Source organism: Corynebacterium sp. KPL4072, assembly GCF_037908395.1.
GTDB lineage: Bacteria > Actinomycetota > Actinomycetes > Mycobacteriales > Mycobacteriaceae > Corynebacterium > Corynebacterium kefirresidentii.
In genome coordinates this window covers 119,776-145,026 of the sequence record NZ_JBBMGE010000008.1, presented here as the reverse complement: position 1 = coordinate 145,026, position 25,251 = coordinate 119,776, and the positions used below count along the sequence as shown (strand labels likewise).

General features: G+C 59.2%; 25 protein-coding genes. 13 read left to right on the top strand and 12 right to left on the bottom strand.

Going from position 1 to position 25,251, the window contains the following annotated elements:
- Positions 1-6: 6 nt before the first annotated feature.
- Positions 7-645: a LuxR C-terminal-related transcriptional regulator gene (locus WMP97_RS09575; protein WP_023020112.1), complete on the top strand. Its 639-nt coding sequence runs from the start codon at positions 7-9 to the stop codon at positions 643-645.
- Here WMP97_RS09575 and WMP97_RS09570 read toward each other — a convergent pair.
- A complete protein-coding gene (locus WMP97_RS09570; RefSeq protein WP_086588574.1) occupies positions 642-953 on the bottom strand; it encodes a histone-like nucleoid-structuring protein Lsr2 in 312 nt (103 codons plus the stop codon). The two genes, WMP97_RS09575 and WMP97_RS09570, sit on opposite strands and share 4 nt — an antisense overlap.
- A gap of 188 nt (positions 954-1,141) precedes the next feature.
- Positions 1,142-1,774, bottom strand: coding sequence for a DUF6474 family protein (locus tag WMP97_RS09565; protein ID WP_301733080.1), 633 nt, complete (start codon positions 1,772-1,774; stop codon positions 1,142-1,144).
- Positions 1,775-1,843: 69 nt separating this feature from the next.
- Here WMP97_RS09565 and WMP97_RS09560 point away from each other — a divergent pair, with 69 nt between their 5' ends.
- A complete protein-coding gene (locus WMP97_RS09560; protein ID WP_301733079.1) occupies positions 1,844-3,277 on the top strand; it encodes a TM0106 family RecB-like putative nuclease in 1,434 nt (477 codons plus the stop codon).
- Here the strand turns inward: WMP97_RS09560 and WMP97_RS09555 are convergent.
- Positions 3,264-4,562 carry a copper oxidase gene (locus WMP97_RS09555; protein ID WP_340440394.1) on the bottom strand — a complete coding sequence of 433 codons (1,299 nt, stop codon included), beginning with the start codon at positions 4,560-4,562 and terminating at the stop codon, positions 3,264-3,266. The two genes, WMP97_RS09560 and WMP97_RS09555, sit on opposite strands and share 14 nt — an antisense overlap.
- 10 nt (positions 4,563-4,572) lie before the next feature.
- On the bottom strand, positions 4,573-5,724 hold the full coding sequence (locus WMP97_RS09550; RefSeq protein WP_340440393.1) for an MFS transporter: 1,152 nt from the start codon (positions 5,722-5,724) through the stop codon (positions 4,573-4,575).
- A gap of 71 nt (positions 5,725-5,795) precedes the next feature.
- On the opposite strand from WMP97_RS09550, the gene WMP97_RS09545 reads away from it, so the two are divergent.
- A complete protein-coding gene (locus WMP97_RS09545) occupies positions 5,796-6,650 on the top strand; it encodes a LysR family transcriptional regulator (RefSeq protein ID WP_023020106.1) in 855 nt (284 codons plus the stop codon).
- Between the two features lie 43 nt (positions 6,651-6,693).
- Here WMP97_RS09545 and WMP97_RS09540 read toward each other — a convergent pair whose 3' ends face one another.
- Complete coding sequence (locus WMP97_RS09540; protein ID WP_005325362.1) at positions 6,694-7,296, bottom strand: superoxide dismutase; 603 nt, start codon at positions 7,294-7,296, stop codon at positions 6,694-6,696.
- A gap of 164 nt (positions 7,297-7,460) precedes the next feature.
- Between WMP97_RS09540 and msrA the strand changes: the two genes are divergently transcribed.
- A complete protein-coding gene (gene msrA, locus WMP97_RS09535; RefSeq protein ID WP_316328251.1) occupies positions 7,461-8,108 on the top strand; it encodes a peptide-methionine (S)-S-oxide reductase MsrA in 648 nt (215 codons plus the stop codon).
- On the opposite strand, the gene WMP97_RS09530 is transcribed toward msrA, so the two are convergent.
- Complete coding sequence (locus WMP97_RS09530; RefSeq protein WP_316328250.1) at positions 8,105-9,847, bottom strand: alpha/beta-hydrolase family protein; 1,743 nt, start codon at positions 9,845-9,847, stop codon at positions 8,105-8,107. The genes msrA and WMP97_RS09530 overlap by 4 nt on opposite strands.
- A gap of 87 nt (positions 9,848-9,934) precedes the next feature.
- Here WMP97_RS09530 and WMP97_RS09525 point away from each other — a divergent pair, with 87 nt between their 5' ends.
- The 3 genes from WMP97_RS09525 to WMP97_RS09515 are packed head-to-tail and all read left to right on the top strand — an operon-like array spanning position 9,935 to position 12,527.
- Positions 9,935-10,882 (top strand): L-lactate dehydrogenase, encoded by a 948-nt coding sequence (locus WMP97_RS09525; protein ID WP_340440392.1) that lies wholly within the window; start codon positions 9,935-9,937, stop codon positions 10,880-10,882.
- Positions 10,882-11,586, top strand: coding sequence for a glycerophosphodiester phosphodiesterase family protein (locus WMP97_RS09520; RefSeq protein ID WP_023020102.1), 705 nt, complete (start codon positions 10,882-10,884; stop codon positions 11,584-11,586). The genes WMP97_RS09525 and WMP97_RS09520 overlap by 1 nt, the downstream gene beginning before the upstream one ends.
- Positions 11,587-11,606: 20 nt before the next feature.
- On the top strand, positions 11,607-12,527 hold the full coding sequence (locus WMP97_RS09515) for a DUF5926 family protein (protein WP_023020101.1): 921 nt from the start codon (positions 11,607-11,609) through the stop codon (positions 12,525-12,527).
- 49 nt (positions 12,528-12,576) lie between these two features.
- Here WMP97_RS09515 and WMP97_RS09510 read toward each other — a convergent pair whose 3' ends face one another.
- The 3 genes from WMP97_RS09510 to WMP97_RS09500 form a co-directional block, all read right to left on the bottom strand.
- A complete protein-coding gene (locus tag WMP97_RS09510; RefSeq protein ID WP_023020100.1) occupies positions 12,577-13,821 on the bottom strand; it encodes an LCP family protein in 1,245 nt (414 codons plus the stop codon).
- A gap of 63 nt (positions 13,822-13,884) precedes the next feature.
- On the bottom strand, positions 13,885-14,583 hold the full coding sequence (locus WMP97_RS09505; RefSeq protein WP_340440391.1) for a CPBP family intramembrane glutamic endopeptidase: 699 nt from the start codon (positions 14,581-14,583) through the stop codon (positions 13,885-13,887).
- On the bottom strand, positions 14,580-15,716 hold the full coding sequence (locus WMP97_RS09500; protein WP_023020098.1) for an amidase: 1,137 nt from the start codon (positions 15,714-15,716) through the stop codon (positions 14,580-14,582). Before WMP97_RS09500 ends, WMP97_RS09505 begins: the two co-directional genes overlap by 4 nt.
- 33 nt (positions 15,717-15,749) lie before the next feature.
- On the opposite strand from WMP97_RS09500, the gene pheA reads away from it, so the two are divergent.
- Positions 15,750-16,646, top strand: a complete 897-nt coding sequence (gene pheA, locus WMP97_RS09495; protein ID WP_301733072.1) for a prephenate dehydratase — start codon at positions 15,750-15,752, stop codon at positions 16,644-16,646.
- 9 nt (positions 16,647-16,655) lie between these two features.
- Entirely contained in the window at positions 16,656-17,309 is a 654-nt protein-coding gene (locus tag WMP97_RS09490; protein WP_340440390.1) for a histidine phosphatase family protein, read from the top strand.
- Here WMP97_RS09490 and WMP97_RS09485 read toward each other — a convergent pair.
- From WMP97_RS09485 to WMP97_RS09475, 3 genes are read right to left on the bottom strand one after another with little or no spacing between them, the layout of a single operon-like run.
- Positions 17,306-17,653 carry a metallopeptidase family protein gene (locus WMP97_RS09485; protein ID WP_340440389.1) on the bottom strand — a complete coding sequence of 116 codons (348 nt, stop codon included), beginning with the start codon at positions 17,651-17,653 and terminating at the stop codon, positions 17,306-17,308. The two genes, WMP97_RS09490 and WMP97_RS09485, sit on opposite strands and share 4 nt — an antisense overlap.
- Positions 17,653-18,726 (bottom strand): septum formation family protein, encoded by a 1,074-nt coding sequence (locus WMP97_RS09480; protein WP_340440388.1) that lies wholly within the window; start codon positions 18,724-18,726, stop codon positions 17,653-17,655. Before WMP97_RS09480 ends, WMP97_RS09485 begins: the two co-directional genes overlap by 1 nt.
- Before the next feature lie 36 nt (positions 18,727-18,762).
- A complete protein-coding gene (locus WMP97_RS09475; RefSeq protein WP_239206388.1) occupies positions 18,763-19,512 on the bottom strand; it encodes a GntR family transcriptional regulator in 750 nt (249 codons plus the stop codon).
- Between the two features lie 65 nt (positions 19,513-19,577).
- Here WMP97_RS09475 and serS point away from each other — a divergent pair, with 65 nt between their 5' ends.
- From serS to WMP97_RS09455, 4 genes are all read left to right on the top strand, one after another.
- A complete protein-coding gene (gene serS / locus WMP97_RS09470; RefSeq protein WP_340440386.1) occupies positions 19,578-20,834 on the top strand; it encodes a serine--tRNA ligase in 1,257 nt (418 codons plus the stop codon).
- Between the two features lie 101 nt (positions 20,835-20,935).
- Positions 20,936-22,471: a lysophospholipid acyltransferase family protein gene (locus WMP97_RS09465; RefSeq protein ID WP_340440385.1), complete on the top strand. Its 1,536-nt coding sequence runs from the start codon at positions 20,936-20,938 to the stop codon at positions 22,469-22,471.
- 296 nt (positions 22,472-22,767) lie between these two features.
- A complete protein-coding gene (locus WMP97_RS09460) occupies positions 22,768-24,492 on the top strand; it encodes a glycerol-3-phosphate dehydrogenase/oxidase (protein ID WP_316328238.1) in 1,725 nt (574 codons plus the stop codon).
- A gap of 3 nt (positions 24,493-24,495) precedes the next feature.
- Positions 24,496-25,233 carry an MIP/aquaporin family protein gene (locus WMP97_RS09455; RefSeq protein WP_049359904.1) on the top strand — a complete coding sequence of 246 codons (738 nt, stop codon included), beginning with the start codon at positions 24,496-24,498 and terminating at the stop codon, positions 25,231-25,233.
- Positions 25,234-25,251: the final 18 nt, after the last annotated feature.

Genomic DNA, 25,251 nt, shown 5'->3' with positions numbered 1-25,251 from the left:
AATGTCGTGATTCGGGTCCTATTAGCAGATGACCACGAAATCGTCCGGCTAGGCTTGCGCTCCGTGCTGGAGGGCGCAGAAGATATCGACGTCGTAGGGGAGGTCGCTACGGCCGAAGCTGCGGTTTCGGCTGCGCAGGCGGGCGGCATCGATGTCATCCTGATGGACCTGCGCTTTGGCGCCGGCGTGGAAGGGACCCGCGTTATGGGTGGTGCGGAGGCTACCGCGCAGATTCGATCCGCCATGGCCACCCCGCCCAAGGTTCTGGTGGTCACTAACTATGACACCGATGCGGATATTCTCGGCGCGATTGAGGCCGGCGCCGTGGGCTATCTCCTCAAGGATGCACCACCGCAGGAGTTGCTCGCGGCGGTACGCTCGACTGCGGAGGGTGATTCGGCGCTTTCTCCTATCGTGGCCGATAGGCTAATGACTCGCGTACGCACGCCGCGTACTTCCCTTACACCGCGCGAGTTAGAAGTATTGCAACTGGTGGCAGCCGGTGCTTCAAACCGCCAGATTGGACAAGATCTTATGTTGTCTGAGGCCACCGTGAAGTCCCACCTTGTGCACATTTATGACAAGCTAGGTGTGCGTTCGCGCACCTCCGCCGTGGCGGCTGCGCGCGAGCAGGGCGTGCTCTAGTTGGCAGCGTTATAGGCCTCGATGACGTCCTGCGGGATCTTGCCCCGGTGCGCCACTGGCAACCCTTGGGTGCGTGCCCATGCGCGGATCTGACTCGGATTGGCGCGCTGTGCATTGATGTCCGGGGCAACGCGGGCGGCGTCCACGTAGGGGGCGAGAAGATTATGGAAGCGACGCGCGTTATCCGTGGAGAGATCGATAAGGTAGTTTTGACCGTTCACGCTGAAGCGAATGACTTCTAGCTGGTCTTCGGGAATTAGGGTGTGGTCCAAGTCGTCGTAAAATTGGGTCACTTCACGGCGGGACATTTTGCCTCCAATTTTCTAAATGCACACCAAGCAAAGAGAGCATTAATGGTGTTTCAGGGGATAGGGCGATTAGAAGATTATCAGCATCTTTTTCTGGCTGAAAAGACTTTCCCCGAAAAATTCCGGAACTTTATGGAAAATAAATATATGCCACCACCGCCCCCTATTCGGTGGTGGCATAAATGATTTTACTGGGCCAGACGCTGCTGGATTTCCGCAGTAATGGAGTCAATCTCCGAGCTAATGGTCTTGTGTGCGCGGCGGCGCTGCTGCTCAGTCATAAACTCAGCATTGTCGATGGCGGAGTCTACTTCCTGGAGGCGGTCTCGCACATCGCGCTTGAATCCGGCCGGGATATCCGTGTTGTCGAGGGAGTTGCGGATGCCGGCGGTGCGGGCCTTAAGTGGTGCACCGTAGCCAGAGAAGGAAGCCATCTGGTCCGAAGTTACGCCGGCTTTGGCGGCCTTTCGCTTTTCGCCTTCGGTTTTCAAGCCTACGTAGCCGCGGTAGAGAAGTGGCAGCAGCAGGGGAGCGGCGGTGCGCAGTGCACCGGCGTAGCGCTTGACGTTATCGGAATTAAAACGGCCGGCCTTGAGCTTGGCCAGTTCATTCTTGGCCATCTTCTCCTCGTGCTTGCGGCGCTTCTTTAGCCCCTTTTCCTCAGACTTGATGAGGTGCTTTTCCTGCTTGGCCAGGAGCTTTTGCTGGCGACGGCGGTCTTTAGACTGGGCCTTTACCTCTGCCTTAGCGCGGGTCTTGGCAGCCTTTGCCTGTGCGCGTGCTTCTTGGCGGGCCTTTTTAATTTTCTTCAGAATGCTCATTTAATTTCCCTCACGTTTGATCGAGTCTGGATTCAACTTTACCTTGCCATTCTATTAAGCTCACCCGGTGTGGAGGATGTGGTTGTTGCTTCGGACCTTGTGGGATGCCGTTACCGCTTAGTGCAGCGGCGTGCGCACCCCGAGATGCCGCGTACCCATGCCTCGATTGCCCGGGCGGAACGCCACGCCGCCGCCGTGGAGGCGGTCATGCAGATGCTTCCGCGCAGGGGTTCCGGTCGTTTCCGCCGCATCGATTTAGAAGGCGATGAGTGGGAGCGCTCCATGCGCACCCTTGAGGCTGTGGTTTCCGGATATACGCACATCACCAATGCGGTCTTTGCTACCGAGGAGTGGATGGTGCACGTGGATGTGCTGCTGCGTGAGGGCGATAAATACACCCCGATCATCGTCTCCAATCATCGTGTGGCCCGCAAGAATGACACGAAGACGACGCTGGCGGTGCCCACCCACAGGTTGGGGCTGAGCGAGCCGCTCGAAGCCCCGTATAAGCTGCGCCACCATGCGGTGGATGGCTACCGCTTAGCTTTTGCCGCTCGTGCTTTGCAGGATCTAGGGCTTGATTCGGGCTGGGGCGGAGCCATTGGACAGGATCGCACGCGAGCATTTTTTACTGACACGGCCAGGTTTGATCTGGAACGCGCGTGGAATCAGCCGCTGCCTACTGCGCCGGTACGGGTTAAAGAGTGCGCTAGCTGCCGCTTCTGGTCTTTGTGTGAACCAGAGTTGGTGGCGGCGGATGATATTTCGCTCTTTTTATCCGGCGACCGCGCTAAGCCTTACCGCGAGCGAGGTATTACTTCCGTGCAGGCGCTTATCGACGCCGACCTGGGCGAACCCTCCCGCCTTGCAGCCGCCTGGCGCGCCGGGGAAGTATTGTTGCGCCGCGGTGACGTGAACGTTCCGCGGGCGGACGTGGAAGTAGACGTGGATATGGAAGCCTACCTGGACCAGGGCGCGTATCTATGGGGAGCGTGGTACGACGGCGAGTATGTCCCTTTCGTGACCTGGGAGCCGTTGGGAGGGCGCGCCGAGGCGGAAAATTTTGCGGCCTTCTGGCGCTGGCTGATGGATCTGCGGGCGCAGGCGCATGCGCAGGGTAAAACCTTTGCTGCTTATTGCTACTCTGCCCATGGCGAGAATCACTGGATGCGTATGTCCGCGCGGCGTTTCCACGAGGTGGATGAGCGGGAGGTAGAAGAGTTCATCTCCTCGCCTGAGTGGGTGGATATGTTCGCCCACGTTAAAAGATCCTTCGCCGGCCCCTTTGGCCTGGGCCTGAAGGTTGTTGCGCCTGAGGCTGGGTTTACGTGGCCAGAAGAGGATTTCGACGGCGAAGAATCCGTGAATGCGCGGCGCGAGGCGCTAGCCGGGGACCTCGTGGCGCGGCAGCGTTTGCTGGACTATAACTCCGGCGATGTACAGGCCACCCGCGCGGTACGCGAGTGGATGGATGCCGGAGCACCGGGGGTTAGAGCGCTGTAAATAGGGCATACATGACCGCGAGGATCGCTATGCCCATATATACCTGGTTCCATTCAGGTCCCGGCTTGGGATCTGGGCCCTCCGCCTTTTTCATTAAGACCTGTTTCTGGGCTTTGACCGCTTGGGCGATGAGCACGGGGTAGACAGCCAGAGAAAGGATGCACAGAAGGGAGGCGGCCACCTTGAGTAGGGAAATATCGGTACCGATCCAGATGAGTAGCCCGCCGTTGACGAATGTGGCACGCAATAAGCCGAGTTTGTCTAGCTGCTGTAGGCCCGCCCGGACCGCAGAGGGGCCGCCACCCATGGTGGTGGGCAAGAGGTAACTCATGACGCCGATGAGGAGCTGACCGGCAAACCCCACCAGCAAGGCGAGGGAAGGCAGTGCCGGTTCAGGGGTGAAAAAGTGCCGGACGGTGTAATACGCCAAAGACAGCACCAGCCATAACGAGGCCATAAGGACGGAGACCGAGGCGAAAGTAATGCGATCGCGCGGGTCTTTAGCCACTGTGAGCACGTTGTCGAGCCACTGCTGCAGACTCAGTACCCAACCGCAGCCGTACATGATTAGGCCCAACTGGGGGAATCCGAGGAAGGCCCCAATGATGGTGGCGGCCACGCCGACGGCGAGCAGGGCAAAGGAGGAACGCATGTGGCGATTGATACCTTGGGTGCGCCAAATGGAGGGGAAAAGGATGGTGAGGGAGCCGGCCGCTGCCAAGCCGATGAAACCGCCGATATTGGCGGCGATATGGGCGAGCAGCAGCGTAGGGTGGCCGGGGTGGACCGCTAGCAGTGCGCCAAACATGGCGCCTACCGGCAGGCAGAGGGCGGAAAGTGCATAGGCGCCCACCACCGGCCGGAAGCGCTTTTCTTTGGCGCCGCGCCATTGCCGGAAGAGCGATGCCGCATGCCAAAGCATCATGAGAGTAATGAGCGTGGCTCCCACCTGGGTGACTATCCAGTGATGGGACCAGAATTCCATAAGGACTTGGCCGAGTAGCGTGATGATGATGCCGGCATTGAGGCCATAGATGCGACCCAATTGGGTGGGCCGGGCGGAATCGGGGAGGCGCTGTTGGGTGAATTTTTCCGTCAGGTGTTGTGACCAGACCATGATGCTATTGCTCACTAGTCCGAGGGTGAACAGGTGAATGAGCACCCATCGGTAGTTCGGCACCAGGGTATGCGTGGCACCCACGAGGATGAAGACCATCATCCACAGAGATACGGGCCGAGAGGCCCTTCGGTGCCACGTCCGCGCCGACCACTTATTCTCAGGCATAAAACCGATATTAGTCGGATTTAATCCTGGTCCAAGTCAGTGCACTAAGGTTAAGGGCCACTGCGGTGAAGAAGGCAATGAAGAGGGGCCAAGAAAGGGCGTCGAAAAGCATGCCTGCACACGCCCCCACCACCGAAGAGCCGAAATAATAGCAGAATACGTACATCGAGGACGCCTCCGCGCGGTCATGGGTGGCAATCTGGCCCACCCACCCGGAGGCAGTGGAGTGGACGGCGAAAAAGCCCACGGTAAAGGCGATCATGCCCAGGAGTGTCATGGGAAGGTTACCGGCGCATAATGCGATGCCAAGGGTAAAAAGTGCGGCCGAAGCACAGAGGGTTTTCCCATGCCCGATCCGTGCCACGAGAGAGCCCGCCCGCGCCGAGGACCACGTGCCGGAAAGATAGAAGAGAAAGGCCAAACCGGCGAGTGAAGGGGCCAACCCAAAATCATCGATGAGCCGGAAGGTCAGGAAGTTGTACATGGAGACAAATGTGCCCATAGAGAGGAACGCGGTGAGAAAGAGCAATGCCAAATCCCGGTTAGCCCAGTGGCCGAAAAGCGCCCGAGTTTCGCTGGTGAGATGGATGGATTTCGGCCGGAAATTGCGTTGCGCGGGAAGCAGGAGCCACGACGTGATGGCAAAGGCGAGCGAAACTAGCGCCGAGCCAAAAAGGGCCCAGCGCCACGTGGAAATCTCTACCAGCCCGGTAGGAATGAGACGGCCGGTAAGGCCACCGACGGAGGTTCCTGCAATGTAGAGTCCCATGGCGCGCGGTAGCGCTTTATCATCGAGTTCTTCAGAAAGCCATGCCATCGCGGTGGCAGGTGCACCGGAGAGGAGAGCGCCCTGCAGGCCGCGCAGCAAGATAAGATGCCATCCTTCGGCAGCGAGCGGCACAATGAGCCCCACACTGGTGGCGGAAACGGCCGAAATAAGCAGGATGCGGCCGCGGCCGAAGCGCTCGGAGAGGATGGAAGCGGGGACGACGCACAGGGCCAGCGCGCCCGTGGCGGCCGATACGGTCATGGCCGCCTCGGTGGAGGAAAGACCCATGTTTTGTACCAGCGTGGGAAGAATGGCTTGGGTGGAATAAAGGCTGGAGAAGATGGCCAAGCCCACTAGGAGCATGGCTACCGTTGCGCGCCGCGTTCTAGTCATGTCATTTAGCCTGCCTCGTGGTACTGCATGTGTAAAATGTGGAAAATTACAAAAAGCGATGCGGAGCATGCATGAATGTTGAAGATATCCGCGGCTTCCTTGCCGTGGTGGATTACGGTCGGGTTGGCGCTGCAGCCGATGAGCTGGGGATTTCCCAATCTGCACTGACCCGCCGCGTGCAGCGCGTAGAAGCAAGCCTCGGTGCCCGTCTTTTTGAGCGCACTGGGCACACCCTGCATGTAAACTCGCGCGGAACCGTCTTCGCTGCGACAGGACGGGAAATGCTCCGCGCCTATGAGTCAGGCCGGGACGATGTAGCCCGCCTCATGGACCCCGAACGAGGTACCGTGCGCCTTGATTTCATGCACTCGCTCGGCACCTGGCTGGTTCCGGATCTGATCAAAAGTTATCGCGAGCTGCACCCCCACGTGGATATTCGCCTGCACCAAGGGGCGGCGCAAGAGCTGGTGAGCAGAGTAGAAAATGGCGAATCCGACCTCGCGCTGGTAGGCCCGCGGCCGAATGCCGCATTGGGCTGGCACCAGATAAAGGTGCAGCGCCTAGGTCTTGCGGTACCGGAAGGCCACTGGGCAGCACACCGGCAAGAGGTAGATCTTGCGGAATGTGCGGCCGAGCCGTTCATCGGCATGCTTCCCGGCTATGGCACGCGCATGCTCCTTGATGCCCTGGCGGAAGATGCCGGCTTTAGTCCCCACCTTGTTTTCGAATCGATGGAGCTTACCACCGTTGCGGGGCTGGTAGCGGCCGGCCTTGGGGTGGCGCTCCTGCCGCTGGATGATCCTTATCTACAGGTGGGAAGCCTAGTTCCCCTTACGCCGCCGGCGTACCGCGAACTCGGCTTGGTGTGGCGCGCCGGGGACGATGCGCCTCCGGTGCAGCAATTCCGGGAGTTTATCCGGGCATAGAAAAAGCCGCCCCAGAGGGGGCGGCCTGTGTAACTAAAAGGAGTTACTTGGTGGCTGCAGCGAAGCGCTCAGCAACGTCATCCCAGTTGAAGACGTTCCATACGGCCTTTACGTAGTCAGCCTTAACGTTCTTGTACTGCAGGTAGAAAGCGTGCTCCCACATATCCAGCATCAGCAGCGGGGTGAAGTTGATGGAGGTATTACCCTGCTGGTCAGTCAGCTGCTCGATGATCAGGCGGCCAGCAATGTGGTCGTAGCCCAGAACTGCCCAGCCAGAGCCCTGCAGGGAGGTAGCGGCAGCGGAGAAGTGAGCCTTGAACTTCTCAAAGGAGCCGAAGTCGCGGTTGATAGCTTCTGCCAGCTCGCCGGTTGGCTCGCCGCCACCATTCGGGGACAGGTTCTTCCAGAAGATGGAGTGGTTGGTGTGGCCACCCAGGTTAAATGCCAAGTTCTTGGACAGGGCACGGATACGATCCGGGTTAGCCTCGCCGTTGCGCTCTTCCTCGAGCGCCTCGAGTGCAGCGTTAGCGCCAGCAACGTAGGTTGCGTGGTGCTTATCGTGGTGGAGCTCCATGATCTCTGCGGAGATGTGTGGCTCCAGTGCGTCGAATGCGTATGGGAGGTCAGGAAGTTCGTAAACAGCCATTAATTTAATCCTTTCTTCGGGTACGTGTCCCGATGATAGGCACGGTTGAAAGATTTCGCCATGATTAATTCGAATTGTGGAACCAGCGCGAATATTAACTGGCTGTGGAATAGCTTTTCGCAGTACAACGTTGGGAAGAAGGAATAAGGAAGGAGCTATGCCTCATGTGGATGTTTAAACCAGAGCCCAAGCTCGTTGCCGCAGACCAAGCCCTGTCAGGGCGAGCCGAGCCGATTCTGGACCCTGCCCCGCATGCTGTTTTAGGAACGCCGATTACCGGACCGTGGAAAGAAGGACAGCGCTCCATCCTCATTGCACTGGGATGTTTCTGGGGTGCGGAGAAGATGTTCTGGGAGACAGAAGGAGTGGAGTCCACCTCGGTGGGCTATGCGGGTGGCACTACCCCGAATCCTACGTATTACGAGGTATGCCGCGGACTGACCAACCATGCCGAGGTGGTTCAGGTGGTTTATGACCCGCAACGCATCAGCCTGCGTGATCTTGTGGTGCAGGCCCTTGAGGCGCATGATCCCACCCAGGGCTTCCGTCAGGGCAATGATGTAGGCACGCAATATCGCTCTGCCTTCTATCCACGCACGGAGGATGAGCGGGCAGAAATCCAGGACATCGTGGATTCCTATGCGTACAAGCTCAAGGAATTCGGATTCGGAGATACCACCACGGAGGTTAAACTCCTCTCCGATACAGATTCCGGGGAGTACTACCTAGCTGAGGACGAGCATCAGCAGTATCTACATAAGGTGCCCAATGGATACTGCCCGCACCACAGCACCGGGGTGAAGTGCGATTAAGCGTCGCGTCGGATGAAGCGGGCAATCTTCTTAGCCAACTTCGGGGTGAGCGATTGGCGCGATTGGGATCCTAAAACCTCGTCCCAATACCAGAGCATTTCCTCAAAGTAGTTGTGTCCGTGCCCGCCGGGGACGTTGAGGGAATTGATTTGGTCCAAGCCAATTTGCCACCAGGTAATAAATGGCACCCAGTGCAGCTGCCGGAAGGTATCCGCGTGCAGGGCCTCCGGCTGCGGTTCATGGATCCATGTGGGCCTGCGCACAAGGAGATTCAGGTCCCACCACACGATGGCGTCGGAAGCGTGTTGGGCAATGAGCATGCGGGGCCGGCGCCAGGTATGGGCGAAGTCGTTGCCAAAGGCGTCGTGCAGCGTGTGGTCCGGGGCCGCTGCGTAGCGCACATGTTTACCGCCATCGATAACGGGCAGACGTTCCAAAGAGCCAATGTCTCGGCGCAAACGCTGGGTAAAATGCGTCATGCGTGGAGGGCCGGAAAAGACGGCGCCATTGCAGGCAGAAAGTAGGTCCTCCACATTATGGTAGTTATCCATAATGGCGTAGGCTCCAAGCGATTCACCTGCAAAATAGAGCCGAGGGCGGTTTTCCTCCGGTAGCTTATCTATTTCTTCTTGTATCACCCGAATCAATTCGCAGGCTGCCTGCTTCGGAGCGTTTTTATCTACAAGGTAAGCAAAGACCGAAGGCAGATAGGAATATTGCATGGTGACGGTGACGCAATCACCGCCGGTTAAAAACTCATAGGAGCACGCGCCCCAATTATTTATCCATCCCGAACCCGCAGGCATCTGGATAACAATAGTTTCGCGCCTTAGGGCACCAGTGCGCTCGAGTTCGGCGCGAACTTTCTCTGCGGATTGCCGGAAGGAACGCCCCGGAATGTATCCGGCATAGATGCGGATGGGCTCTTTCGCATTGATTCCTGTTGCCATGCGGATATCGCGGGCGCGGGGGCCATTAGAAACAAAGCGGCGCCCCTGCTGCCCCAGCGCCGACCACGGCTCGAGCGACCACGGGCTACCGGACCGCTCCGGCTCCCAAGGCATGGAGGTGCCGGGGAAAATTTGCTTATTGATTCTTTGCGCTTGGTGCGAAAGTGAGCGCAACCAGCGCCGAAAAACCACGCGATCAGAAAGGGCAAAGGCCGTTAGGCTCAGTCCTGCGGTAACAACCGGCCAAGCGATAAGCGCCGGAACCCAGCGTCCCAACTGGCGCGATAATTTAGTAACGGCCAGCTGTGTGGCTTCCCCGATAAGCAGTAGTGTGCCATAGCCTGCGGTGCCAGCGGCCAAGCCGATCGCCGCCGTAACGGGCCCGCGCACGAGCTGTTTATTTACTAACTCCGCCTGCTTTTTCTGGTTGCGCAACGAAAGTACGGCATTAAAGGCGGTGCCGGCGCCGATAGCAAGGTGCAGGATCTGTCGATGTTGTGGCCCCAGGCGGTCCTGGGGGCGCTTACCAATGCTGTTGAGTAGGAAGCTTGTCGAAGCCGCCCCCAAATGTCCGATGCCCTGGCCAATGGCTACATTGGCGGCAGTCACCCACCACGGGCGAGGGAGGAGAGAGGGTGAAATTGCTGCCCACGTGGCTAATTCCGCACCCAAAATTCCAGCCGACATATTGGGCGGTAAGGTTTGCCGGCTGGTCATACGGACGATGGGCGTGAGATCCGCGGCTACGCCAAGAGCGATTAGTGCAGCGCGGCGGAGAGCGCGTTTCATAATGCCCGATTGTCCCAGATTTCGGTGGGAATTTCAGGGTGAGATCTAGCCCGTGCAAAACCCCCCAAAAAGTTGCACAATGGGGTCATGGCAAATCATGTAGGAAACAAGGTAGTTCTCATCGGCGCCGGCGACGTGGGAGTCGCCTACGCCTTCGCTCTCATCAACCAAAGCATCGTTGACCACCTGGCAATCATCGACATCGATGAAAAGAAGCTAGAGGGCAACGTCATGGACCTCAATCACGGCGTTGTTTGGGCTCCCACCCGCACTCGCGTCACCAAGGGCACCTACGCCGATTGCGCAGACGCCGATATGGTTGTCATCTGCGCCGGTGCCGCACAGAAGCCGGGCGAAACCCGCCTCGACCTGGTGGGCAAAAACGTCAAGATCATGAACAGCATCGTCTCCGATGTCAAGGCCAATGACTTTGACGGTATCTTCCTTGTCGCCTCCAACCCAGTGGACATCCTGACCTACGCCGTATGGAAGGCCTCCGGCCTGGACCACAAGCGAGTCATCGGCTCCGGCACCGTGCTGGACTCCGCTCGCTTCCGCTACATGTTGGGTGAGCTAGAAGGCGTTGCCCCGAAGTCCGTTCACGCCTACATCGTGGGCGAGCACGGCGATTCCGAGCTGCCGGCCGTCTCTACTGCCAATATCGCTGGTGTTCCGTTGTCCAAGAAGTTCGACACGGATCCGGAGTACGCTGAGCGCATCGAGAAGATCTTCGAAGATACCCGCGATGCTGCCTACTCCATCATTGATGCCAAGGGTTCTACCTCTTTCGGCATCGGCATGGGCCTAGCCCGCATTACCGCCGCCGTCATCCAGAACCAGGACGTGGCTCTGCCAGTGTCTGCGTATCTGCAGGGCGAGTACGGCGTAGAAGATCTCTACATCGGCACTGCCGCCATTATCAATCGTTCCGGCATCGTGCGCGCGATTGAGCTGCAGCTCAATGAGCACGAAAAGGAGCGTTTCGATGCTTCTGCGAAGACCCTGAATGACATCAAGGAAGAGTTCTTCGGCTAGTGAAGATTGTCGCCCACAGGGGATACTCCGGAAAATATCCAGAGCTATCCCCTCTAGCTTTTGAGAAGGCTTTAGATTTGCCAATTCATGGCGTCGAGTGCGATGTGCGCTTGACGCGCGATGGAAAGGTAGTGGTCCAACACGATCCCACGTTGGACCGCACTGCGGGGCGTCCCGGCCGCATTTCCAAGCTGGACTGGGAAGAATTGCGCGGCGTGGACATCGGTTCGGGCCAACGCATGATGCTTCTCGATGAACTCTTGGAGCTACTCGAGGGCAAACCGCACCACCTATACATCGAGACCAAGCACCCCTCCGGGCAGGGCGACATCCTGGAGGAGCAAACGGTGCTGCGCCTGCGTTATGCGGGGCTTTTCGACGATCCCCGGATCCACATCATTTCCTTTTCCCACCATGCCATTCGGCGGATGCAAAACTTGGCGCCGCATATGGACCGGATTTATCTCCGCCGCGATTGGGAACGCCACGTCAACCGGCCCGATGTGATGTTGTCCAAGCCCACCGCGCTGGGCGTATCCTTGCTGCGTGCGAAGCTACAGCCAGCAATTATCGGTGCCCAGGGATTGCCTACTTACCTGTGGACCGTAGATAAGCCGGAGGATATGAAGTGGGCGTGGGCCAATGGGGTGGATATGCTCGCTACCAACCAACCCGAAGTGGCCCTGCATGCCATTGAGCTCTAGTAACCAGGTATCTTGGAAGCATGGCCAAGAAGAAAAAGAACAAGGAACAGCTGCCTGATGGCATGTCCCGCCGCCAGGCAAAGCTCGCCGCCCGCGCCAAGGAGCGCGCTGCCCTAGAAAAGGATCCCCGCCCCTACGGTGGACTTGCTGCAGAGGCCAGCCTGGTCGCCATGCAGGAGTTCGTCCCCTCCGCTTTTGCCAAGCTTGAGGTCAAGGGCTGCGACAAGAACGTATATGTAGCCACCGTCTTGCCGGGTGCTTCTGCTGCGCTAATTCGTGATGCCGAATTTGGCGGCGATGCCTTCGTGGGCTTGCAGGTACAGTCGCATACCCATAACCCGGGCCGCGACCTCGCCTTTGCCCTCAACTGGGTGAAGAATAATGAGCCTGGCGCCACCCTGGAATCCACTGCGGCTGATGGCTCGGAGCCGAAGCTGGAAGAGCTTATCGACGCCTCCGCAGCCCTCGACGTGCAGGTGCACCAAGACTTCGAATGGTGGATCCCGGAGGGTGCACAGGTCACCCCGCAGATTGCGCAGTCCCTACGCGCAGCTAATGATTCCGTCATCGAATCCCACGAAGTGGGCGAGAACATCACCGGCGCTGCTTTCTGGGCAAATGCCGGCGGTGGCAAGGCCCATATTCGTTGGGTCCGCCCGAGTGACGATGAATCCGCATTCTTGAATGCGCTGGCACGCGTAGCCGCCCGCGGTGAGCTGAACCTCGGTGAAGATACCAAGTTTGCCGGTGTCTTCCGCACCCACGGCCTTATTGCCCCAGTCTTTGACTTGGATCCAGAGGTTGACCACGCTTCCTATGAGGACCACCTCACCCGCGTGGATAAGGCCCTGGAGGAGGAAATTTCTAATGATGCTCAGCTCAGCGCCGATGAGCGCAAGCAGCTCGAAAACATCAAGTCTCGCCAGGTGACCTTGCGTTAAAGACATAAAAAATGGCACCTCCTGTGGCGGAGGTGCCATTTTTTGATCCCTATTTGAGGGAATCCCACAACCCAGAGGCTGCTTCCTCGTCCCAGAGGACTACGTTGCCTACCTCGGTGTCTTGGAACCCACCGATGGGGACGGTTTCTGTTTCCACACCGGAGCCCATGGCAAGCGCCACGCGGGCAAGATGCCAGACGTGGTCACCGTTGCCCACGATGAACGAGGAAGCGGTGTGGTTGACCAAGGAGTAGGCGCGGAATGGGTTGATAATGGTGGCAGGAGAAGCCACCTTATCCAGCAAAGCGGAGAAGAATTCGCGCTGGCGCTGCACGCGGTCTAGGTCACCCATGGCAGTAGCACGGGTGCGCACGTAGCCCAAGGCATCGCGTCCCTTGAGCTTTTGGCAGCCGTCTTGGAGATCGATGCCGGCGAGCGGGTCATTGATGGGTTCTTTCACGCACACGTCCACACCGCCGACAGAATCGACCACATTGGCCAGGCCACCCATGCCGATTTCGGCATAGTGGTCGATGTGCAGACCGGTTGTCCCTTCAACGGTTTGGGCGAGTAGCTGCGGTCCACCGTAGGTAAAGGCGGCATTGATTTTGTCCATGCCAAAACCGGGGACCTCTACGTAGCTATCGCGCGGAATGGACACGAGCTTGGCCTTGCCGGTGCGGGGAATGTGCAGCAGCATGATGGTATCGGTACGGCCTTCACCTACATCGCCGCCGGTGCCCAGTTCGGCCTGCTGTTCCTCGCTGAGGCCCTGACGAGAATCGGAACCGACGAGCAACCAATTGGTGCCGGCGGTATTAGACACTTGGTCTTCTGGAAGCGCTTCGACACGGGTGAGGCGAGCATCGGTCCAAAACATGAAGACGAGGTTGAATACCAAGAGGACAACAAGCGCCATACCAATACAACCGAGGGCGCGCTTGGCAGGGTTGACCTTCTTACGGCGGCTATGCGGGCGCTGGCGGGGCGCCGGTCGGGGTTCGGTCCGACGGGGCGGGCGTTGCTGCGCTCGGTATTGACTCGGGTAGCGGCTCGGCGTTGGGGGCGGGGTGCGGCGCGGTGGCTGTTGCTGCCGCTGTGGCTGCGGAGCGCGGAAGGATTGCTGTTCCGGTTCGACGCGCCGCGGCGTCGGGCGGGCGGAGGAACGGCGTCGAATGGGGCGGCCGTATCGATCCTTGAGGGGACGTCCATCGGCCCCAAGGACGAATTCAGTGGAGGAACCGTCGCCGGCTCGGCGGGCCTCCCTATGCGGATCTCGTCCTGATTCAGTCATGCGCTATACCTTACAAGGTGCGGGGAGTTTCGCCCGCTTCGCGACGTCCCCCTAAGGGCATTTTCACAGGAAGGAATAACCCACGAAAGCGACGGCGTCGATAAGAAAATGCGCTATGACCAACGGCCATACCCGTCCCGTGCGGTGGTAGTAGTAGCCATACACTAACCCCATCACGATATTGCCACATCCAGCAGAAACTCCCTGGTAGAGGTGGTAAGAACCGCGCAAGATAGAGCTCGCGGCAAGTATTGTCGGCAGGGACCAACGGGCCTGGCGCAAGCGCGTCATAAACCACATCACCACCACGGTTTCCTCCGCGAAGGCATTAGCCGCTGCCTTAAAAAGGGAAACGGGAATGTGCACCCAAGCATTGGCAAAATCGCCGGGGATAACCTCTTTGCTCCACCCGAAGTGGACCGCCGTGAAATATAGGGCGAGTCCCGGAATTCCAATAAGTGCGGCAAGCCCTGCCCCCTCCAGCCAGTCGCGGGCGCGGTAGGCGCGCGGGAAAATATGGTCCTTAGCCAGCAGGAAGAGCGCTAAGGCACCATAGGAGCAGAGTACAGTGGCCGAGCACAGCTGCAGGCCCATATCCACCCAGGCTAAAGAGGACTGGCTGGAGTTGAGCGTGACCGATTGCTCATTGAGCCGCTGCGGTGAGGCGAAGGAATTGATGAGGTTCAACACCGCCCGCACCCCGGAAATACCAAAGGTGAGGGTGAGGACGATGAGCAGTTCGGCGCGTAGAGACTTGGTCATGGGTGCAGGATGTGGGCGAGGCCGAGCAGGGAGGCGTCGGAAAGCGTAATGCCCCCTAGGTGTACTCCCACCGGTGGGTGATTGGGAATGGTCCACGGCACGGAAATGGCGGGAAGTTGGGCCATATTAAACAGCGAACCCCACGGGGACCACTGGGTCTGGGCTGCGAAATTCTCCTCATGGGACAGAGACAGGAAATATCCGGTGCGCGGTGGATCCGTGGTCAGCATCGGGGTGAGGATGGCATCTACGCCCCACTCTTGGGCCAGTAGGTCCGGCAGCTGCCGAACGTGTGCCCGCGCCGCGGCCACCTCAGCAGAGCTGACGCGCCGCCCCTGCTGGGCAATCCACTCGGCGTAGCCTTCTGCTGGGTGAAGCTCCGCTAGGCGGGAGGTAAAAATATTCCGGAAATGCGCAAAGGTAGCCCGAGCCTGAGGGTAGGGGGAAATGGGCACTACCTGAAAGCCGGCTGCCTGTAGGCGCTGGGCGGCCTCGCGGGCGGCGCGGAGGTGGTGCGCAGCGACGCTGGCATCGCAGAACAACGGCTCCAGTAGCAGACCGATGCGGGCGCGCGGGGTGATCATGCGGTGCCCATGCAAAAACGCATTATCTGCCACGGTCCGGGTAATAAAGCCCTGCACGCCCAGCTCCGCACCCGCCGGTTTGAAACCCACGACGCCGCAGGCCGCGGCCGGCACGCGGATGGATCCGCCGCCATCGCTGGCGTGGGCTGCTCGCAGCAATCCTCGTCTGACTTGCACCGCCGCGCCACCCGAAGAACCACCCGGGGTGCAGCCGGGGTAGAGGGGATTATCGGGGTGGGGCAGGCCCACCGGTTCCGTATCTACACGCAGGCCAAGTTCCGGAGCGGAGGACTTGCCGATGATGCGCGCACCCTGCTTTTCCAAGCCCTCTATGAAGGAATCGCTACGCTCAGGGTAGTAGGTACGATCGATGTTTCCCAAGGTAGTGGGCATGCCGCGGACATCGCAGAGATCCTTAGCGGACAGGACCCAGCCGCTTAGCCGGCCGTAGGCGGAAGGCTTGCGGTCCAGATCCACGTAGGTAAAACCATGCTCCTCTGGGGCAAGGCCGCGCAGGTCCGCGCGGAGCTGTTCTACGGAAAAGTCCATGGGGCACCAGTCTAGTGGGCTAAGGTGACGAGCATGATTACCACCATCGCCTTCCTTGGACCGGCCGGAACTTTTACGGAAACGGCCGTGCACAAGTTTGCCGCGCACCTGCCGGAGGTAGAGACCATGCCGGTTGGCTCTCCATCGGAAGCGGTGGCCGCGGTGCGCGCCGGGCAGGCCGAGTATGCCTGCGTAGCTATTGAAAATTCCGTCGATGGCGCGGTAACCACCACCTTTGATGCCCTTGTAGAGGGAGAACCGGTGCAGATTTACCGCGAGGTGGATATCCCCGTGGCCTTTAGCATCATGACCCGGCCGGACACGGAGGATATTAAACGGCTCAGTACCCACCCGGTGGCCTTCCAGCAAATCCGCGGGTGGGTAAAAGAACACCTGCCGGAGGTTGAGTTCGTGCCGGCTAGCTCCAATGCGGCTGCGGCCGAGGCGGTGGCTCGGGGGGATGCTGATGCCGCGGCGGCACCAGCGCGGGCGGCCGAGATCTTTGGTTTGGAGACCATGGCCCAGGGGGTGGCGGATATAAAGGGCGCCGCAACACGGTTTGTTTTGGTGGGGCGCCCGGGAAAGCCTACCGCGCGTACCGGACAGGATCGCACCAGTGTTATCTTCACCCTGCCTAATGAGCCGGGCAGCCTGGTGGGAGCACTGCAGGACTTTGCACACCGCGGGGTGGACCTTTCCCGGATTGAGTCGCGTCCAACGCGGGAGGCCTTTGGTGAATACCGTTTCTATATAGACCTCATTGGGCATATTGAAGACCAACCGGTGGCAGAGGCGCTCCGGGCATTGTGGTTGCGGGCGCAGAACGTGCTCTTCCTTGGCTCTTGGCCGGCGGCAACCCCCGCAGGCAGGCCGCCGCGCGATCTTGCCGCGGCGGATGAATGGGTAGCGCGGGCACGCAGGGGCCAATAATCTAGAGGCATGCCCGGAAGAATCATCCTGCTGCGCCACGGCCAGACCTATTCCAATATTTCTCGTCTTCTTGATACTCGCCCGCCTGGGGCCGAGCTTACTGAGCGCGGGCGCGACCAAGCCACGGAGGTCGGCCGTGAGCTAGCGCAGTTGGTGGGCGAGCGCGAGGTGGAATTTAAATGCTCCGTCGCGCTGCGCGCGCAGCAAACCGCGATGCTGGCGGCACGCGCCTTTGAACAGGAGCGCGGCATTCCAGAGTTTTCCCAGCGCGTTGATGTGATCGCCGGCGTGCACGAGATTTCTGCCGGCGATTGGGAAATGGACGGCAGCGAGGATGCCCACCGTTCGCACATGGTGGCCATGCGCGGCTGGTGCGATGGCGAGCAGGACGCCGGAATGGAAGGTGGCGAGACCCTAGAGGATGTGCTGGCGCGCTACCAGCCGGTTCTGGAGGGCATTGCGGGCCAGCTTGCCGACGACCACGATGTAATCCTTGTCAGCCACGGCGCGGCCATCCGCGTGGTCACCAAGCATGCCACGGGGGTTGATGCCGACTTTGCCTATACCGGCTATCTGCCCAATTGTCGCTTCATGGTGATGGAGCCCTGCGGCAAGGACTTTGGGCAGTGGACATTGACCCGTTGGGCAGATACGGAGCTCTAGCCCCAGCCTAGGCGGTGCAGCTCCTCTTCCTCGAGGCCAAAATAGTGGCCGAGTTCGTGAAATACTGTCACCTTGACCTGCTCTGCTAGGTCTTCCTCGCTGCCGGACCAGCGCTGCAGCGTCTTGCGATAAATAAAGATCGCATCGGGCAGGAAACCAGTGTGATCGAAGGTGCGGTGGGGCAGCGCCACGCCTTCATAGAGCCCGAGCAGCATCGGGTTATCGGGGTTTTCATCTTCGACCAAGATGACGAGGTTGCGCATGCGACGTACAAATTCCTCGGGGACCTGATCCAGCGCCTCGTTGACCATTTCATCGAAGCGCTCTTCCGAAACCTCCACCATTAGGGTGCTGGGGCTGGTGCAGGGGCGGCGGATTCGGGCGCTGGCCTATTGTCCTTATCCTCGCGCAGCGGATTGCGCTCAGGTCGCTCCTCCGGCGGCTTGCCATCGATAGTCAGGGCCTGACGGCCACCGGTAGCGGAACCGGTGATGGCAGAGAAGCCGCCGCCTGCGCGGGCATGCACGAGGAAGCAATTGACGGACTTGGTGCCACCATTCCATGAGGCCTCGGTGATAGAACCCCAGAACGGTTGCAGCGTGGATTGATAGAGCTGTTCTTCGCCGCCGAGGTAGTCCTCGGTAGCGGCGGTGCAGGTATCGGAAAGGAATTTGTCCATATCCTTGCCATCCGGGTAGCCATCAGGGAACTGCTTGCCCACATCAATGACGGATACGGTTTCCATCTGGTGCGGCTTAGCGCAGTCAACGACGTGTGGAACCTGCTTGTCATCGATGGACAAGCATTCGCCCGGCTTGGTGAGGTTGGCCTGCTCGGAGGCTTCTACGTTGCCGAGATTAAGCTGCGGTACGCCGTGGTCATCGGTGGTTTGCAGGCCGCAGAGTAGGGTGCGGTCGCCGCGATCCCAGGCAGACTGCGGCGGGAGAATGGATGCCACGTCGTACTTGCCGTTGGGATCCCACTTGCCGTGCAGGTAGTTCACGGTGGCGGATTCGCACAGCTCATCGCGCAATTGGTGTTGGCGGGTAAGTGCCGGGCGAGTAGCATCTGGACCGAATTCGCTGGTGGGGTACACACTTAAGTCTTCGGTCTTGGAGACCTCGAAGCGGTGCTGTTCGGAACACGGTACTTCCTTGAACCCTGTGGCGGAGCCATCTTGCGCGATATCCCACGTCAAGCAGGCACCAGCGGCCGCGGCGGTGAAAGGTTCCGGTTTAGGGGCAGCGGTTTCTGAATTATCCCCGCTATCGTGCTGCTGGGCAGCGGTGGTCTCACCGCTGCCCGATTTCTGGGAGCTGATAACGCCGTAGATGCCCATGAAAACGGCCGCCGCGATTGCCGCAATCAAGACAATCTGGACGGCCACAGCGGAACGCCACGCAGGTGATTTCTTCATAAGGCCCCTAATCTTACCTTTTAACCTGGATGCTGGCTAGAGACTGTTCTCCCTAGCCACCCGGGTAGTCAGGCGATAGCGGTCGGTGCGATAAACCGAGGAGCACCACTCCACCGGCCTATCGCCCGAGCGGGAGTAGCGCACAATGTGAAGCAGTGGGGTGCCCACGGGGACGTCGAGAAGCGGGGCAGTGTCCGCATCGGCCGATATTGCGGAGACCGTCTGATCCGCATCGGTGATGGGGACATCAAAGACAGAATCGAGGATGGCGTAGACCGAGTTGTAGATGTCATTTTCCAAAAGGCTGGGCGCGAACGTGGAGTTATACCAGCCATCGTCGATGGAGTACGGTTCGCCATCGCCCAAGCGCAGGCGGCGCAGGTGAATATGTTCGGTGTTAGCGGGCGTATCAAAAAAGATGGCGGCATCCTCTGGGGCGCTACTGCGGCCGCTAGTAAGGATTTTAGAAGAGGCGGTGACGTCTTGGGCGCCCATCTCATCTGAAAATGAGGCCAGGTGGAGCCGGGAGACTAGGGGATTGGGGGCCACGAAGGTGCCCTTACCGCGGATGCGGCGCAATTTTCCGGCCGCGACGAGATCACCGATGGCGCGGCGTACTGTGATACGTGACACCCCGTAGGTCTCCTCAAGGAGCCTTTCGCCGGGGAGGGTATCGCCGGGTTTGAGGGTCGTGCGGCACAATTCTTCGAGGATATCGTGCAATTGGGCGTGTTTTGGAACGGGGCCGTCCGTAATAGTGCGGGCGGGGAGCTGAACGGCGGACATAACTCCATGGTAATTCGCTGGTTATTACCACCGCAAGGTGTTGTCAATACGCTAAACTTACATTCGTGATTGATCTCAAGCTACTCCGCGAAAACCCTGACGTTGTCCGTGCTTCCCAGGTGAATCGAGGTGAGGATCCCTCCCTCGTAGACCAGCTCTTGGAAGCTGATGAGCAGCGCCGTGCTGCTATTCAAAAGGCCGACGAACTGCGCTCCGAGCAGAAGGCTTTTGGCAAGAAGATCGGCCAGGCCTCCCCGGAAGAGCGCCCGGCTTTGCTAGAGGGCTCCAATGAGCTGAAGGCCAAGGTCAAGGAAGCGGAAGAGGCACAGTCTGCCGCTGAGGCCAAGGTGGAAGAGCTGCAGTACAAGCTGGATAACGTGGTTGAAGGCGCCCCAGCCGGCGGCGAAGATGACTTCGTGGTGATGGAAGAGGTCGGCCAGATTCCTGAGTTCGACTTCGAACCGAAAGATCACCTTGAGCTGGGCGAGTCCCTGGGCCTTATCGATGTCAAGCGTGGCGCTAAGGTAGGTGGAGCTCGCTTCTACTACCTCACTGGTGACGGTGCCTTCCTGCAGCTAGGAATGCTCATGCTCGCGGCCCAGAAGGCGCGCGAAGCTGGTTTCAAGCTGATGATTCCGCCAGTTCTAGTCCGCCCAGACATTATGTCCGGCACCGGGTTCTTGGGACAGCACTCCGATGAGGTGTACTACCTCCCAGCCGATGATATGTACCTAGTCGGTACCTCGGAGGTGGCCCTTGCCGGCTACCACAAGGATGAGATTATCGACCTTTCTAACGGTCCGCTGCAGTACGCTGGCTGGTCCTCCTGCTTCCGCCGCGAGGCCGGCTCCCACGGTAAGGACACTCGCGGCATCCTGCGCGTCCACCAATTCGACAAGCTGGAGATGTTCGTTTACTGCAAGCCTGAAGATGCAGAAGAAATGCACCAGCGCCTTCTATCTATGGAAAAGGACATGCTTGCAGCCATGGAGCTGCCCTACCGCACCATCGACATTGCCGGTGGCGACCTCGGCTCTTCGGCAGCCCGCAAGTTCGACAATGAGGCTTGGGTTCCTACCCAAGGCACCTACCGCGAGCTGACTTCCACCTCGAACTGCACCACCTTCCAGGCTCGCCGCCTGTCCACCCGTTACCGTGACAAGAATGGCAAGACCCAGACCGCAGCTACCTTGAACGGCACCCTGGCGACTACTCGCTGGCTAGTTGCTATCTTGGAAAACCACCAGCAGGCCGACGGCTCTGTCGTTGTCCCTGAGGCCCTGCGCCCCTTCGTGGGCAAGGATGTCCTCACCCCGCAGTAAGTCCGCCGTCGTCCTGGAGAGTTATGAACGCTGCGACGAATTTCCTGTATCGCCAGATCACTCACATTGGCAGGGGGGTGACTCTGGCGCAGGGATTAAAAATGCGCCTTTCGGGTGAAGAAAATATCCCCGATGAAGGCGGCGCGGTGTTGGTCTGTAACCACACCGGCTACATGGACTTCCTCTTCGGGGCCTTTTTGGCTTACCGCAAAAAGCGCCTCGTGCGCTTCTTGGCAAAGGCTGGCATCTTTAAAGCCCCGCTAGCGGGTCCCTTGCTCAAGGCCATGCACCACGTGCCAGTTGATCGCATCGATGGCAGTGCCTCGATGCGGCAGGCGGTTCGGCTCGCTAAAGAGGGCGAACTTGTCGGGGTGTTTTCTGAAGGCACGATTTCCCGCAGCTTCGAAATCCGCAGCATGAAAAGTGGTGCCTCCCGCATCGCCTATGAGGCTGGGGTGCCGGTAATCCCGCAGGTCATCTTCGGCTCCCAGCGCCTGTGGACCAAGGGGCATAAAAAGAATCTGGGGCGGACGAAGACTCCAGTCTTTATCACTGCCCTAGAGCCGTACTATCCCACTGGTGATGCGGAAGCGGATACCGCGGAGATCAGGCGCCGAATGCAAGAGGCGTTGGAAGGGCTATGGGAACAGTACGAAGCTGAATTTGGCCCCATGCCAGCGGGCGAATATTGGGTGCCCGCCCGTAAGGGCGGCGGCGCTCCCACCCTCGAAGAAGCGGAGGAGCGGGATGCTGAAGTAGAAACTGAGCGCCACCGTGTGCGCCGACTACGTGATGATCTGGTGGGGCTTAAAGAACGCGTATCCGTCACCACGGTTGACCTAGTGCGCAACCGCATGGCCGCCGCCAAGGGGGATGAAGAGGATGCGCCCAAGACTAAGGCGCGCACCGCCCCAGAGACTTTGGATTGGATCAAAGCCAATCTCAACGCCGTGGTGGAAGAGGCAACACGTGGTTTGGATGAAGGCCGCGATAAGGTCGCGGATGTTATGGCGCAACTGAAATCTGATGTGGCGCAAACCCAGGCTTCCATTACCGCCAGCAGCAAAGAGATTTGGGCCGGTTCTAAAGCTGAGCAGGGCCTTTTGGCAGCAGCTACCCAATCCCGGCTTATCGTCTCGCGCCTGCCGCACCGCATGAAGGCTCAATTCTCCTCCATCCCGCGTGTGGTGGTAGCGCACAGTAGTGCGCTGAATTGGGAGGATGGGGCACTGACCCCGCGGTTGCGCAAGGCTTTTGCGGATATCTACCCGGCGGCCGAAGTTCTCATAGTGGTATCGCCCGCGGGCGATGTGGATGTTCCACAAGCCGTGTGGACCATTGTCATTGATGAGGATGTTGCACAGCCGCGCCTCGATGCTGCAGCAATGTCCGTTACTGCCGCCAGTGCGGCACAAGGCGTGGAGCGCATCCTAGAGGATCTGCAGGTTGAGCCGGAAGAGACTCTAGTCTTTGCAAATGAGCCGGGGGATGAGGACTTCCTCGAATGGATGCCGGTGGTGGCTTTGGAAACTGCCCCGATAGAGGTGGTCAAGGGTGCTCAAGCGGTAACCTACTCGGCAGAAAAGGCCGGAATGTCAGAGGTACTCGAGGCGATGGCACGTTTAGCGAAGAAATAGCGACAGTTTTCCGTCCGCTTTACACCCCCGCGAGGGGGTGGTTTTCTTTTTGGAAGTCTAAGTATTTTAAGGAAACTGACTGCTTACGGGCCTGAAACTTACGTGTGAGTAACCACATGTGTAACTCAAGTCGGTGACCCCTAACATATATTTTAGGAGATGAAGTCTCTGTAGCCCCGGTGCGATACTTTCCACCGAACCCAAAATTACCTGCTTTTAGCTGTGCTTATGCCATCTCATTCACGGACCAATGGCCCAGGCACATGCAAGCACCAAGGAAGGAGATGCGGTCAGTAATGATCCAGCAAAGCAATCAATCCTTTAATCCCGAATACTTTGAAAATCTATGGAACGGGTACGCAGATGAGGACTACGACGTAGTCATTATTGGTGGCGGTTCCGTAGGCGCCGGTGCGGCAGCGGATGCCGCCACCCGCGGTCTGAAGACCGCAGTCATTGAGGCACGCGACTTCGCCGCAGGTACCTCTTCCCGCTCCTCCAAGATGTTCCACGGTGGCCTGCGCTACCTGGCAATGTTTGACTTCCGCCTCGTGGCAGAGTCCCTCAAGGAGCGCGAGCTCAACATGTCTACCCTGGCACCTCACCTGGTGAAGCCGTTGAAGTTCATCTTCCCGCTGACCCACCATGTATGGGAGCGCGTCATGATGTTCGGTGGATTTACGCTCTATGACCTCATGGGCGGATCGAAGAGCGTGCCAATGCAGAAGCACTTGACCCGTAAGGGCGTGCTGAAGGTGACCCCGGGCCTGAAGGATGATGCCATTGTGGGTGGCGTTCGCTACTACGACACCCTCGTGGATGACGCCCGCCATACCATGACCGTGCTGCGTACCGCCGCCGAGTACGGCGCCGATGTCCGCACCAATACCGAGGTCATTGGCTTTGACAAGGACCGCGGCGGCCGCATCGTAGGTGCCAAGGTTCGCGATACCGCCACTGGGCGCGAAACCACTGTGCGCGGCAAGGTCTTCATCAACGCTACCGGCGTGTGGAATGACAAGGTTCAAGAGATGGCCGGCGTGGAAGGCAAGTTCACCGTGCACGCGTCCAAGGGCGTACACATCGTTGTGCCAAAGGATGCGCTCGATGCGGACGCGGCCCTGTGCTTCGTAACCGAAAAGTCCGTCCTCTTCGTTATCCCATGGGGCGAGTACTGGATCATCGGTACCACCGACACCGATTGGGAAAAGGGACTGTCCCTGCCGGATCCGGCACCAACCAAGTCCGATATTGATTATATTTTGGACCAGGTTAACCAGCGCGTACGCCGTAAGATCACCCGCGATGACATCGTGGGCGTCTACTCCGGTCTACGCCCGCTGCTGTCCGGCAAGTCTGATTCCACCACCAACCTTTCCCGTAACCACGCCGTTGCGCGCGTGGCCCCAGGCATGGTCTCTGTTGCCGGCGGTAAGTACACCACGTACCGCGTCATTGGTAAGGACGCCGTGGATCTAGCAGTCCAAGAACTAGATACCAAGGTGCCAGAGTCCATCACTGAGCAAACCCCGATCTTGGGCGCCGCTGGCTACCATGCTCTAGCTAACCAAGTCCCATCTCTGGCCCGTCGCTACAACCTGAGCGAAAAGTTCATCGAGCACCTGCTTGGCCGCTATGGCTCCCTGCTGGGTGAGGTTTTGGCACCTGCAGCCGAGGATGCTTCGCTGCTGGAGCCAGTTCCAGGTGCCGAGTCCTACCTGTGGGCCGAGGTCCGCTACGCCGTCACTCACGAAGGCGCATTGCACTTGGAGGACATCCTGTCCCGTCGTCTGCGTATCGCCATCGAGTTTGGCGACCGCGGCGTGAATGCCGCCCCGGCAGTTGCTGACTTTGTGGCACCACTGCTGGGCTGGAGTGACGCCGACAAGGAGCGCGAGGTATCCCAATTCAAAGCCCACACCCAGGCCGAACTTGAAGCAGAAGCTGCGGTAACTGACCGCGAGGCCAATGACATTTTGGTCCGCGCAGGATCTGCCCGACCTACCCAAAACGAGGTATAAGTTATGACCGGATTTGATGCATTCCTGTGGGAGTTTATCGGCACCGCGTTGCTGCTCCTTCTAGGTAACGGCGTATGTGCGCTGGTAAACCTGCGCACCTCTGGCGCGCGCGGCTCCGATTGGATCGTTATTGCCCTAGGCTGGGGCATGGCGGTCTTCGTCGGCGCCAGCGTGGCCGACCCCACGGGCGGGCACCTCAACCCCGCCGTCACCGTCATGTTGGCCGTCAATGGATCGCTCGAATGGTCCCTGGTTCCGTATTACTGCCTAGGCCAGATCCTTGGCGCAATCCTGGGTGCCATCCTGGCATGGGCTGCCTTCAAGCAGCTTTTTGACGCCAATAATTACGACGATGCCGGAAACGTCACCGGCGCCAATAAGAACACGAACGGCATCTTCTTTACCAAGCCGGCCCACCCTAAAAACGGGTGGAATGCGGTGACGGAGTTTATCGCTACCTGCGTGCTGTTGATGTTCATCGCCTTCGGCCCAACCGGCGGTGAGCTAGGCCCCATGAGCTACTTCGCTGTTGCCTTCGTTGTTGTGGCAGTCGGTCTGTCCCTTGGTACCCCCACGGGTTATGCCATCAATCCGGTCCGTGATCTGGGCCCGCGAATTGCCTATGCATTCATCTTGCCCATCCAGGACAAAGGCAGTGCGAACTGGGGCTATGCTTGGGTCCCTATCGTGGCCCCGCTGGTCGCGGCTGTAGCCGTTGGCCTGTTGTCCGTTGCGCTCTAAATCCATTTTTGTACAGGA